This window comes from Halopiger aswanensis (genome assembly GCF_003610195.1).
Taxonomy (GTDB): Archaea; Halobacteriota; Halobacteria; order Halobacteriales; family Natrialbaceae; genus Halopiger; species Halopiger aswanensis.
In genome coordinates this window covers 1,286,103-1,298,531 of sequence record NZ_RAPO01000001.1, presented here as the reverse complement: position 1 = coordinate 1,298,531, position 12,429 = coordinate 1,286,103, and the positions used below count along the sequence as shown (strand labels likewise).

Sequence of the window (12,429 nt, the reverse complement as noted above, 5' to 3'; positions counted from 1 at the left end):
CGGTACACATTTACTCGAAGATCACGTACTCCTGTGTCCCGATGGTCTCCGAGTACGACTTCTGGTTGCTCGATCTCGACGGTACCCTGGTGGACGTCGACTGGTCGTACACCCGCGACGTGTTCGACCGGGTCGGCGATCGGCTGGGCCGGGAGTTCTCCGATCGGGAGGCTGAGATCCTCTGGAACGGTCTGACCGGCTCGCGGAACCGACAGCTCCGCGAGTGGGGGATCGACCCCGAGGCGTTCTGGGAGGTGTTCCACGACGAGGAGGACCCGATGGTCCGGGCCGAACAGACCTACCTCCACGAGGACGCGGAGTTCGTCGGCGACCTCGAGGCGCCGGTCGGGCTCGTTACGCACTGCCAGGAATTCCTCGCGGAGCCGGTGCTGGACAACGTCGGCATCCGGGACTGGTTCGACGCGCGGCTGTGCTGTACGGAGGAAACCGGCTGGAAGCCCGATCCCGAACCGGTCCAGCAGGTTATGCGCGACCTCGGCGTCGCGAACAACGGCCACCAGGGCGTCCTGGCCGGCGACGGGGACTGCGACGTCGGCGCGGCCTGGAACGCCGGCCTCGACGCGATTCACGTCGAGCGCCTCGGCCACGACCGGCGCGGCCGGTGCGTCCTCGGAGACTACCGCGTGCAGTCGTTCGACGAACTGTTCTAACCATCTTGATTCCGGACTGTCGGTCACGAACCGTCGACCAGCGACGCCTCCCCGTTCGACTGGAGTTCCTCGTCGACCAGCGTCTCGTAGGCGCGGCGGAACCGCTCCGAGAGCGCCTGGTGCGAAATCCCCAGTTCGTCCGCCAGTTCGGCCATCGAGATCGCGCGCGGAATCTCGAAGTAGCCGTACTCGAGCGCCGCCTCGAGGGCCTCGCGCTGTTGGGGCGTCAGTCGGCTGCTGGCTTTCGTGTGCTGTGCGACGTCCGTAACGTCGGTGAGCCGCCGGAGGTCGGCGTTGACGCCGCGGTCGACGAGCCGATCGTAGGCGTCACAGAGCGTGCCTCGATCCGGAAATCGCGCACGGGCTCGCCACCAGCCGTTGGTCCCCCGCGCCTCGAGCAGCGAGCCCCCGTCTGCGAGCAGCACATCGCACAGTCGTTCGGGCCCCGCTCCCCTGACGAAGTCCACGGTGAACAGGTGGCGGGCCGACGTCTCGACAAGGAGTTCGTAGGTTTCGACCTCCGGATCGGCATCGAACGCCGTCTCGGCGCGCGAGCGCCCGACGCCGGCGACCCAGATACTGGGCGGCGTCTGCGAGACGACCGGCTCGAGTTCGAACGCCGCGTCCGGCGCGTGCTCGAACGCCGTCTCGAGGAGCGCGTCCGAGGCCGGCAGCCGAAGCTCGGCTATGGTAGCCATCGAGCGTCGTACACCGCCGCGAACTAAAAACCGCTGTTGTGCGGCCGCTGACTGTCGGATTCGTTGATTTGTCGACACTCGATCGGCGTCGATCGCCCCCGATCGCTCCCGATCGCCTTACCGGGTCGCGACTTCGTCAGCATCCGCGAGCACCCGCTCGAGGTCGCGGACGCCGTCCTTGTCGGTCCGGTCCGGATTCGCCACGATCCGCACCGGCTGGGTGCCGACCGGCGCGAACGCGAGATCGAGCCGCTCGGCCGTCTCGCGGAGTCCGAGGCCGGCGTCGGCGTCGCCGGCGATGACCTTCCGGGCGGGGCTCTCGTGGGCGCGCAGCCCGAGGTCGAAGCCGTCGATCGCGTCGACGATCTCCCGGCGGTCGACGCCGCGGTCCTCGGCGATCTCGGCGGCAGCCGCGCCGAGGCTCGTTCGCAGCCCGGAGTCGGTCGTCCGGTTGACGAACCGGAGATCGCGGTCGATCAGGTCGTCGAGGTCCTCGATCTCCTTCGGGTTGCCGGCGCGGGCGATCAGCCCCCACTCGCGCTCCCAGCGGCCGAGTTCGACCGCGTCGACCTCGCGGTCGATCGGGCCGGCGACGACGGCGACGTCGGGCACGCCCTCGCGGAGCCGCCGCAGCGCCGGTCGGGAGCCGACCGAGAGGTAGCGCGGGTGCTCGAGGCGGTCGAGCAGCCGGTTCAGCGTCGGATCGTCCTCGCCGACGCCGAGCAGGGTCGGCGGCCGGACGTCCGGCGAGAACAACCGGACGTCGACGGACTCGCCGTTCTCGAGGTAGTCGGTCTCGGGCGGGACCTCGACGACGCCGTCGGCTTCGGCGAGGCTGGTGGTCGCGCCGGAGCCCTTGTCGACGGGGTAGACGAGGGTGTCGCCGTCGCCGTCCGTTACCAGACCGACCGGCATCAGCCGCATTCGACCCTCGCCGTAGCGCTCCTCGCGAGCCATTCGGCCGGTGACGGTCGTGGCCTTCGGTTCCGGAATGCCGGCAGCTTCGCGGATCGCGGGCGCGACGAACGTGCGGAAGACCATCATCGCGGAGACGGGGTAGCCGGGGAGGCCGACGTACGCCGAGTCACCGGAAGACGAGCGGCGCTCGCCTTCCGAGCCGTCCGAGCGCGGCTCGGAGACCCCCAGTCGGCCGACGAGCATCGGCTTCCCGGGCTTGACGCTGACCCCGTGGAGCAGCAGTTCGCCCTGCTCCTCGATGACCCGGTAGATCACGTCGACCGCGCTCGCGCTGGTCGACCCCGAGGAGAGCACGAGGTCACACTCCGCGGCGGCCTCCCGGAGGATCCGTTCCATCTCGTCCTGCTCGTCGCCGGCGTGGGGGTAGAGGACGGCCTCGCCGCCGGCGTCCTCGACGCCCGCCGCGATCGTGTAGCTGTTGACGTCGTAGATCTCCCCGCGGTCGCTGTCGACGTCCTCGCCGGGGCGGACGAGTTCGTCGCCCGTCGAGACGATGCCGACTTTCGGGCGACCGCGGACCGGTACCTCGTCGATGCCAAGCGCCGAGAGCAGGCCGATATCCCGCGGCGTGATTCGCGTCCCCGGGCCGAGCGCGCGCTCGCCGGCGGCGACGTCCGCACCGGCGAACATGACGTTGTCGCCGGGCGCGACGGACGTGCGGATCAGTACCTCGTCCCCGTCTGCAGCCGTGTCGGTTCGCTCGACGGGCACCATCGCGTCCGCCCCGTCGGGCATCACCGCACCCGTCGAGATTTCCGCCGCTTGGCCGTCCTCGAGTTCCACCTCGGGTTCCTCGCCGGCGTGTACCTCGCCGACGAGTTCGAGGCGAGCGGGGTCGGCCTCGTCGGCACCGAACGTGTCTCGAGCCCGGAGGGCGTAGCCGTCGAGGGTCGCCCGGTCGAACCCCGGCACGTCGAGTTCGGCGTCCAGTCGCGCCACGAGGACCCGGCCGCGGGCCTCCTCGAGGGGGACGCGTTCGACGCCGGCCGTCAGCGACAGCGAGTCGATCGCTTCGCGGGCCTCCGCGGGGGAGGCGAGATCGCGAAACTCCTTGCGGTCCATACCGGTCCTTCGGGGTCGGAGGCTAAAAACGTCGGTCGAATTCGATTCCGCGCGCGGTCGAACAGAAATATTCCGGGACGTGAAGACATTTGTCGGGGGATCGCGAACGGCCCGGCGTGGCTTTTCGCTGGAGTTGGAGCGACCTGCCGAACCCGTTCCGGTGGCTCCTGCTGGCGGTCGGCTACGCCCTCGCGCGAGTCGGGATCATCGACGCGGAGCGCGTCGAACGGACCACCGACCTCGCCTGGCCGCGGATCGTGACCGGGATCGCCCGGATGTCCAAGTCCGCGGCCGACGTCGCGATGGTCGGGATGGCGCTGGGCCCGGCGGCGATCGGCGGCGTCGGACTCGCGACGCCCTACTGGGGGATCGGCTTCGCGTTCGGCGGCGGGATCGCCGGCGCGACGATCAGCCTCGTCTCCCAGCGGTACGGCGCCGGCGCTGAAGAGGACCTCTCGCGGGCGGTGACGACGAGCGCGCTGATCGTCGCCGCGCTCGTGATCCCGCTGGCGCTCCTGTTCGGCGCGGTGCCGGAACGGCTGATCGCGCTGGTCGGCGACGACGCCGACTCGATCGGCTACGGCGCCGCCTACCTTCGGACCGTCGCCGTCGGCCTGCCGTTCGCGGCGCTGAACCTCATCGGCAGTCGGACCCTCGTCGGGGCGGACGACGCCTGGACGCCGATGGTCCTGCGTGCCGGCGGCGCGGTGGTCAACATCGCGATCAACGCGGTTCTGATATTCGCGTTCGGAATGGGCGTCGTCGGCGCGGCGATCGGCACCGCGGTCGCGAACATGCTCGTCCTTGCGGCCTTTACCGTCGGACTCACGACTGGCCGGCTGCCGCTGATCGGCGCGTTCCCCGTGACGATCAGCCTCGCGTGGCCCCACGCGACGGTCGCCGAGATCCGGACCGTCCTCGAGATCGGGACGCCGCTGGCGTTTACGAACATCGCCCGGCGGGCCGCCCAGTTCCCGATGCTCGCGCTCGTCGCGATGTTCGGCCCGAACGTACTGGCCGCGTACATCGTCGCCCGGCGCGTCCGCGGGCTGATGAACACGCCCGGTTGGGGCTTCTCGCTCGCCTCCTCGAGCCTGGTCGGGCAGGAACTCGGCACCGGCGACGAGGGCGACGCCGACACCTACGGCCGCGAGGTGCTCTGGTTCGGCACGGCGGTCTACGTCGTCAGCGGCGCGTTCGTCCTCGTGTTCGCCGAGCAGGTCGGCCGCGTCTTCGTCGACGATCCGTCGATCCTGCCCACGGTAACGTCGTTCATCGCCGTCGCCTGCGTCAGCGTCGTCTTCCTCGGGATCAGCAGCGGCGCGACCGGCCCGCTGCGGGCCAGCGGCGACACGAACTGGCCATTCTACGGGCAGGTGCTCGGCCGCTACGTCTTCGCGATCCCCGTCACTGCGCTGGGCGTGTACCACGTCCCGCTGCCGTACCTCGCGAGCGTCACCCCGCTGGGAATCGGTACCCTCTACGCCGCGTTGATCCTCGAGACGCTCGTCCCCGCCGTCGTCACCTACTACCGGTTCGAGGCGGGCCACTGGAAGGCGATCAGCCGGACCTACCGGCCGGAATCGTCGCCGAGCGACTAGTTCCGTTCCCGTCGGCCGCAGTTTATAAATGAACAACAATGAGTGACTTTTTAGGCTCGAGTGGTGAACTGCGTGGTATGGCTACCCATGGCTTTCAGGACGGGGGGAACGCGGGCGCGTCGCTACCCGATGCGGTGCCGTTCGACCTGCCCCACCTGACGCGGCTGAGCTGGGAACTCGGCTCGCGGGTCGTCGACGACGAGGAGGCGACGCTGCACAGCGAGTGGGAGCCGGCGGGTCGGACGTGGCAGCTTTCGATCTTTCGGGTGACGAGCAACACCATCGTTATCCGCGTCCGAACGCCCGTCGGGCGGGAGAAATTCTACGGCGCCGCGGAGCTGGATCTGGCGTCGGCGCTGCCGGAGCTGCGATCGGCGCCGCAGTGGCGCCGCCTCGAGTGACGCGACGGCGGCCCATCAGGTGACGTCGACCGTTCGTTCGAACTCCCGAATAGTCTCGTCGCTGCCGGCGACGATAATCTCGTCGTCGGGTTCGATCTCGGTCTCTTCGTCGGTGATGATCGTTCCGTCCCGGACGATACCGACCAGCGTCCAGCCTCGTTCGGTATCCCGCCGGAAGTCGATCGGCGAGTCGCCGGTAAACGGCGCGGCGTCGGTGCGGACGATCCGAATCTGACTCGTCGGATCGACGACGCGCTCGCCGTGGACCTCGGCTGCGACCAGCCGCGCCGACGCCTGCTGGACGGAGAGCACGTAATCGGCCCCCGCTTTGAACGCCGGCGTCACCTTCCGCGTGTCGGTCACGCGAGCGAGTATTTCGACGTCGCCCGAGAGCGACCGCGCCGTCGCGATCGTTAAGAGTGCGCTCGCGTCGTCGTCGACGGTTACGATCAACGCGCTCGCCTCCTCGAGGCCGGCCGCTCGAAGGGTCCCCGGTTCGGTGATATCGCCGACGATATCGGGCTCGACGACCGCGTCCGCGGACTGGTCGACGACCGTCACCGACACGTCGTCGGGGAGCGCGTCGACGGCCGCCGCGCCGCCCTCGCCGGCGCCCGCGACGAGGATCCGTTCGTGTCTCGCGGGATAGGACGGCCGGACGCCGGCCACCTCGCTCGAGACGTCGTCGATCTCTCCCTCCGGTCCGGCGACGACCAACACGGTGTTCGGCGTCAGCCGAATGTCGCCGGGCGGGGACAGCCGGAGCACGCCGTCGAACCAGCCGCCGACCAGGGTCAGTTCCGGGTGGTCCGCGACCGGCGAGTCGCCCAGCCGAACGCCGTGCAGCGGACTCTCGCGCCGAACGAGGATCTCCCGAACCGTGATCGACGCCGCGTCGGCGTCCTCGACCGCGACGGGCGTCGTCGCCTTCTCTGCGAGTCGGCGACCGATGAGCGCGTGCGGCGCGACGGCTCTGTCGACGCCGATTTCGGTCAACGCCGCGTCGTGGCGCGTCGACTCCGTGAAACTGATCGTCCGCAGGTCCGGATTGGCCTCCAGCGCCGTCAGCAGGATGCTCGCCGTCCGATCCTCGGCGTCGGTGATCAACAATGACGCGTCCCGGATCAGCGCTCGCTCGAGATCCGCCCGGTCTTCGGGGTCGCCGTTGATCGCCTGATAGCCGTCGTCGGAGAGTCGCTTCGCCTCCTCCTCGTCGGACTCGATGAGGACGTAGTCGATGTCGAGGTCCTCGAGTTCGTCGAGCAGGACGCCGGTGTCGCGACGGTACTCCGCGACGACGACGTGGTCGTCCTTGGCCGTGAGTCGGTCGTCGAGGTGGATCGGCGTGCGCTCGAACAGCGGGATGACGAGCACGCGGAGGGCGACGAACCCGATCAGGATGCCCGTTACCTGTATCGTCACCATCAGCAGGTTCATCACCGGCGTCGCCCACGGCGAGTCCGCGCCGAACCCCGTCGTCGTCATCGTCTCGGTGACCGTCTGCAGCGACCGGAAGATCGAGTGCGGGCGGTGCTCGAGGTAGCGCATTCCCAGGTTGTAAATCACCGTGTAGAAGAGCACGACGGCGACGACGGCGACCGCGTAGATGAGCACTAATCGATGCCGGCGCGTCAGGCGCCGCGGCACGCGGTCCGCGAGGGATCGGCGGTCGGGCATGCGGTAGTCCCTCGTACTAGCGGCTACGGGCCACTAAGCGCTCGGTCTGAACAGGCAACGTTCCCCGTTCGAGAAATCGAGGGGATGCGGCTGTCGTTGTTTACGGGTTAATTTCCCAGTCCTCGACGGCGACCGTTTCACCCTCGGGAATCCCCTCGCGATCGTCGTCGACGACCACCCAGCCGTCGGCCAGCGCGACGCTCGAGAGCACGCCCGAGCCGCTGGCCCGGGTCGGCGTCGCCGCAAACTGCGGTTCGCCCTCGTCGATCTCGTCGGGGTCGCGTTCCTCGAGTTGCACCCGCGCGAACGTCCGGGTGCCGGGTTCGCTCGGAATCTTGCGCTCGAGGACGGCCTGCGTCGTCGGGTGCGGATCGGGCTCGGTGCCCTCGAGCCAGCGCAGCGTCGGCCGGAGGAACTGGACGGCGTTGACGATGCAGGCGACGGGGTAGCCCGGTAAGGCGAGGACGGGCGTGTCCTCGACGATGCCGAGACAGACCGGATGGCCGGGCTTGAGGCCGACCCCGTGGACGAGCACCTCGCCTAAGTCGTCGATGACCTCCGGCAGCAGGTCGCGCTCGCCGACCGAGGAGCCGCCGGTCGTGACGACGACGTCCTTCGTCAGATCGCGCTGGATCGCCACGCGCAGCGACTCGGGATCGTCGGTGACGACGTCGCGGTACGTCGCCCGCGCGCCCCACCGCTGGGCCAGCCGCGAGACGGTCAGTCCGTTCGTCTCGACGACCTCGCCTGGCCCGGGATCGCCCTCGACGAGTTCCTCGCCGGTCGGGATCACGCCGACCGTCGGCTGCTGGGCGACCGAAACGCGGTCGTAGCCCGCCGAGCGGACGAGTCCGAGGTCGGACGGCCGGAGCCGGTGGCCCGCCTCGTAGAGGTGCTGGCCCTCCTCGACGTCCTCGCCGATCGGCGCGACGTTCTCGCCCTCCGCGACGGCGTCGCCGACCTCGAGTTCCGGTTCGCCGGCCGCCTCGAGTTCCGCGACCTCCTCGATCATCACGACGGCGTCGGCGCCGTCGGGCAGCGCGCTGCCGGTGTGGACGCGCGCGGCGGTGCCGGGTTCGACCGCCGCGTCGGCGCCGATCCCCTCGGCGATTCGCAGCACCTCGGGCGAGCGGTCGCTCGCGCCGAAGGTGTCCGCGGCCCGGACGGCGTAGCCGTCCATCGCCGCCCGCCGGTAGTGGGGCACGTTCCGGGCGGACTCCAGCGGCGCGGCGAGGGTGCGGCCGTCCGCGCGCTCGACGTCGACGGTTTCCGTGCCGGTCGCACACGGTTCGTCCTCCGGCTGGCGCTCCTCGATCGCCGCCCTGAGAATCCGGCGCGCCTCGTCGACCGGCGTCCGTACCTTGAACCCGGCCTCGGTGCGCTCGCTGTCGGCTCCCTTCATACTCTGAACCGGGGTGCCGGAGGGCAAAAGCGTGGGGGACTGACCGCCGTCCACGTGCCCTGTTCGCTCCCGCTCGAGTCGCGAGTCGAATCACGCGCTCGAGTTGCTGCACGGCGGTTCAGGCCGTCCAACTGCCGACCCGGACCGATGTCGGATATACTATCTGTTCGGCACCCTGACTGTCGGTATGGTCCCGCTGCCGGTCGATCCGTTCGTCCTCGCCCTCCTCGCGCTCGCAGCCGTCGTTTCGCTGGTCGCGCTCGGCTACGGCATCGCCGAACTCCGCCTCGCGGTGCTCGTCCTCCGGTCGCGGCCGAGTGCCGTCCTCGAGACGCCCGGCGGCGGCCCGGTCGAACTCCGCGGCACCGCCAAACCGGTCGGCGGCGTCCTCCGATCACCGTTTACCGAGACGCCGTGTCTCGCCTACGAGTACGTCGTCGAGGAGGAACGCGACTCGAAGAACGGCCGCCACTGGACGACCGTCGCGTCGGGTGACGAGTACCTCCCCTTCCGGCTCGACGACGGCTCCGGCAGCGTCCTGATCGAACCGCCGGGGGCCGACTTCCGGCTCGCGACCGACGCCCGGATCGAGGTCGACGGCGGCACCGAACCGCCGGCGCCGATCGCCCGGTTCATCGATCGCACCGAGGATCTCGACTCGGAGAATACGTCGATCGACCTACGGGTGTTCGAACTCCGGACCGGACGGGATCGGCGCTTCGTCGAACGGCGCCTCGAGCCCGGCGAGACGGTCCACGTCCTCGGCACGGCGCGGTACGACCCGTCCGCCTCGAGCGCGGCGGGAGACGTCAACGCCGCCGTCGGAATCGACGAGCGCGCGCTGTCCCCGAGTCGATGGCTACGACTTCGTCACCGGCTGTTCGGCCATCCGTTCGTCATCGCGGAGGGTTCGGAGCGGTGGCTCGGGCTTCGGGCCGGCGCGGTCGGGCTGGCGTCGATTCTGGGCGGCGTCGCCGCGCTCGGATTCGTCGTCGCCGTCGCGGTGTAACCGGTTGGGGCGTGTTATCGCACCACTGCGGTACCGCGGGCTTTTTCGTATCGGCGTTCGAACCAGTAGCCATGTCAGCGCTCCGCGACGCGTTGCGGGACCTCTCCGACGACGTCTTCTTCGATCTGCTCGAGAGCGACGACCGGTACCTGCTCGTCCTCGACGTCCCCGGAGTCACCGCCGACTCGATCGACCTCGCGATCGAGGACGGTCGTCTCTCCATCGACGCCCAGCGGCAGAAGGACCTCCCGGACGACTACCGCTACCTCGAGGAGAACCGGTCGCTGTTCTTCGACGTCGAGTTGCCCCTTCCCGACGACGCGATCGAGGCGGACCTCGACGCCGGCGTCGAGCGGGGCGTCCTCGAACTCTCGATTCCGAAGCGGCCCGCGGACGACGAGACGACGATCGACGTCGTCGAGGGACGGATCCGCGAGGGCGACGACGGAGACGACGAACCCGCCGGCACCGATCCCGACGCCGACCCTGAACCCGAATCCGATCCCGAACCGAGGTGACCGAAGCTGGTATCGCTTCGCGCGTACCGACGATTCGTCCTCGTCGCTTGGCAGTTCCTCCCGCTGTTGCTCGCGTACGCCCGCGACCGTCGCCGGTTCCTCCTGTTCGGCTCGCGGCGGCAGGTCGACCCCGAGACCCACCGCGAGCGCGCGGAGGTGCTGCTCGAGTCGCTGCTGACCCTCGGCCCGACGTTCATCAAACTCGGCCAACTGCTATCGACCCGCCCCGACATCCTGCCGCCGGAGTACATCGACGTCCTCTCGGCCTTACAGGACGAGGTGCCCCCGGCCGAGTGGCGCGAAGCGAAGCGGGTCCTCGAGGACGAACTCGGCCCCGTCGACGAGCGGTTCCTCGAGTTCGACACCGAACCGATCAGCGGCGCCAGTCTCGGACAGGTCTACCGGGCGCGGATCGATCCCGACGCCGCGGACTGGGACGGCAGCGACGGCGGCCCGACAGCCGTGCCGACCGGCCCCGACACGACCGGCGGCGAGGGACCGCCCGGACAGGAAGTCGCGGTGAAGATCCGCCGCCCCGACATCGAACCCCTCGTCGAGGCCGACCTGCGCGTGATCCGCTGGTCGCTGCCGATCGTGATGTTCTTCGTCGACGAGTCACGGTCGTTCTCGCTCGAGAACCTCGCCGACGAGTTCTCGCGGACGATCCGCGAGGAGATGAACTACGAGCGCGAGGCCGAGATGCTGACCGAGATCCGCTCGAACTTCGCGGATGACGACCGCTTTTGTATCCCCGCCGTCGCCGAGAGCCACTCCGGGCCGCGCGTGCTCACGATGGAGTACATCCGGGGGACGAAGATCAACGACCTCGAGGAACTCGAGCGCAAGGGGATCGACCGGACGCGGGTCGCGGAGAACTTAGAGCGGGCGTACCTGCAGATGATCATGGACGACGGCGTCTTCCACGCCGATCCGCACCCCGGAAACCTGGCGGTGACCGACGACGGGCGGATCGTCTTCTACGACTTCGGCATGTCGGGTCGGGTCGACCCGTTCATCCAGGAGAAGATCATCGAGTTCTACATCGCCGTCGCCAACCGGGACATCGACGGCATCCTCGACGCCCTGATCGAGATGGGGACGCTCTCCCCCGATGCCGACCGGGCGGTGATGGCCGAGGTGATGGAACTGGCCATCCAGGACGCTCGCGGCGAGACGCTCGACCAGTACCGCGTCCGGGGCATCGTCGGTCAGATCGAGGATTCGATCTACGAGTTCCCCTTCCGACTGCCCAAGAACCTCGCGCTCGTCCTCCGGGTGGCGACCGTCGTCGAGGGGGTCTGCGTCACGCTCGATCAGGATTTCGACTTCATCTCGACGGCCACCGACTACCTCACCGAGGAGGGCTATCGCGAGGAGTCGATCCGGCGCTACGTCCGCGAATCCGCCGAGCAGATCCGTCAGTCGGGCGAGTCGCTGACCCGGCTGCCCCCCAAGGCCGAGGGGGCGCTCGACCGACTCGATCGGGACGACCTCTACGTTCGCATCGGCGTCGAGGACTCCGACGACGTCTTCGCTAAATTCGCAAAGCGGCTGATCTACGGCATGCTACTGACGATGTCGCTGTTCTCGATGGGCGTCCTCTACGCGCTGGGCGCGCCCGAGGCGTCGGTCGTAGCGGCCGTCTTCTCGGTCGTCGTCATCGTCCAACTCTACCGCTCGTTCCGCAAACCCAAATCGACCCGCGTGCGGCCGCAGTTCACGCGCCAGAACCTGCGACAGCGACGGCAGCAGCGCGAGGAGTGACCGCCGTTTGTCCGCCTCACCGTTTCGCTCCGGGCGCTCACTGCTTACCCACCCTGCTGAGAGTGTCGCTCGGTGAGAGGGTCAGCCGGTCCGCTGAATACAGGGCGTAAATCGGCCTCTCGAGCGCGCTCGGGTCGCTACGCAGTGGCTCCCGCCGCGTCGTCTTGGTTCGGCGCGTGTTCGTCGTAGTAGTTCACCAGCACGTGAAGATAGACGAGTTTACACGTGAGTGCGACCCCACCGCCGAGCGCAGTCACCCGCGGGTTGCGTTTGTACGCGCCGTAGAGACCGTAGCAGTATGCAACGGCGTTCAGACCGTTGAGAGCGCCGGGAAGGCTGGCCTCGAACACGTCGTGGCCGTCTTCCAGCCAGCGTTGCTCCCCGAGGACGCTACGGCTGATCCACGCGTCCTTGGTCTCGGGTTCCGGGAAGAGAACCGGATTGCTGGCGACGTAGAGAAGGGTGAGACCAACCAGCCGCCAGTCCCGCCGGTACAGTCCGAGCAGGAGGATCGGTCCCATCGGGAGGCGCGTGTAGCCGCTCCACGGATTCGTGTGTCGCGCCCAGAAGTCCTCTCCAAGGGCGTCTGTGAGAGCCATAAGATCACCTACGCGGGGAACTCGTATCAACCTACTGAATATACCCGTC

At 68.9% G+C, this 12,429-nt stretch carries 11 protein-coding genes; 6 read left to right on the top strand and 5 right to left on the bottom strand.

What is annotated here, in order from left to right; genetic code table 11:
- The first annotated feature begins 41 nt into the window (after positions 1-41).
- Positions 42-671, top strand: a complete 630-nt coding sequence (locus ATJ93_RS06265) for an HAD family hydrolase (protein WP_120243722.1) — start codon at positions 42-44, stop codon at positions 669-671.
- Between the two features lie 23 nt (positions 672-694).
- Here ATJ93_RS06265 and ATJ93_RS06260 read toward each other — a convergent pair whose 3' ends face one another.
- Positions 695-1,369 carry a helix-turn-helix domain-containing protein gene (locus ATJ93_RS06260; protein WP_120243721.1) on the bottom strand — a complete coding sequence of 225 codons (675 nt, stop codon included), beginning with the start codon at positions 1,367-1,369 and terminating at the stop codon, positions 695-697.
- A 117-nt stretch (positions 1,370-1,486) separates the two neighbouring features.
- Positions 1,487-3,409 carry a molybdopterin biosynthesis protein gene (locus ATJ93_RS06255; protein WP_120243720.1) on the bottom strand — a complete coding sequence of 641 codons (1,923 nt, stop codon included), beginning with the start codon at positions 3,407-3,409 and terminating at the stop codon, positions 1,487-1,489.
- Positions 3,410-3,525: 116 nt separating this feature from the next.
- On the opposite strand from ATJ93_RS06255, the gene ATJ93_RS06250 reads away from it, so the two are divergent.
- Together ATJ93_RS06250 and ATJ93_RS06245 are read left to right on the top strand one after the other, a co-directional pair.
- Positions 3,526-5,010 (top strand): MATE family efflux transporter, encoded by a 1,485-nt coding sequence (locus ATJ93_RS06250; RefSeq protein ID WP_245977515.1) that lies wholly within the window; start codon positions 3,526-3,528, stop codon positions 5,008-5,010.
- Between the two features lie 77 nt (positions 5,011-5,087).
- A complete protein-coding gene (locus ATJ93_RS06245; RefSeq protein WP_120243719.1) occupies positions 5,088-5,411 on the top strand; it encodes a hypothetical protein in 324 nt (107 codons plus the stop codon).
- 15 nt (positions 5,412-5,426) lie between these two features.
- Here the strand turns inward: ATJ93_RS06245 and ATJ93_RS06240 are convergent, their stop codons facing one another.
- Positions 5,427-7,088, bottom strand: a complete 1,662-nt coding sequence (locus ATJ93_RS06240) for a potassium channel family protein (protein WP_120243718.1) — start codon at positions 7,086-7,088, stop codon at positions 5,427-5,429.
- A 100-nt stretch (positions 7,089-7,188) separates the two neighbouring features.
- Positions 7,189-8,490 (bottom strand): molybdopterin molybdotransferase MoeA, encoded by a 1,302-nt coding sequence (locus tag ATJ93_RS06235; protein ID WP_120243717.1) that lies wholly within the window; start codon positions 8,488-8,490, stop codon positions 7,189-7,191.
- Positions 8,491-8,677: 187 nt separating this feature from the next.
- Here ATJ93_RS06235 and ATJ93_RS06230 point away from each other — a divergent pair, with 187 nt between their 5' ends.
- From ATJ93_RS06230 to ATJ93_RS06220, 3 genes are all read left to right on the top strand, one after another.
- Positions 8,678-9,499 (top strand): GIDE domain-containing protein, encoded by an 822-nt coding sequence (locus ATJ93_RS06230; RefSeq protein WP_120243716.1) that lies wholly within the window; start codon positions 8,678-8,680, stop codon positions 9,497-9,499.
- 71 nt (positions 9,500-9,570) lie between these two features.
- Positions 9,571-10,017, top strand: a complete 447-nt coding sequence (locus ATJ93_RS06225; RefSeq protein WP_120243715.1) for an Hsp20/alpha crystallin family protein — start codon at positions 9,571-9,573, stop codon at positions 10,015-10,017.
- Between the two features lie 66 nt (positions 10,018-10,083).
- Complete coding sequence (locus ATJ93_RS06220; protein WP_120243714.1) at positions 10,084-11,781, top strand: ABC1 kinase family protein; 1,698 nt, start codon at positions 10,084-10,086, stop codon at positions 11,779-11,781.
- 137 nt (positions 11,782-11,918) lie between these two features.
- On the opposite strand, the gene ATJ93_RS06215 is transcribed toward ATJ93_RS06220, so the two are convergent.
- The gene (locus tag ATJ93_RS06215) at positions 11,919-12,380 is read right to left on the bottom strand and encodes a DUF6653 family protein (RefSeq protein WP_147376632.1); all 462 of its coding nucleotides are present in this window, start codon (positions 12,378-12,380) and stop codon (positions 11,919-11,921) included.
- Between the last annotated feature and the right edge of the window lie 49 nt (positions 12,381-12,429).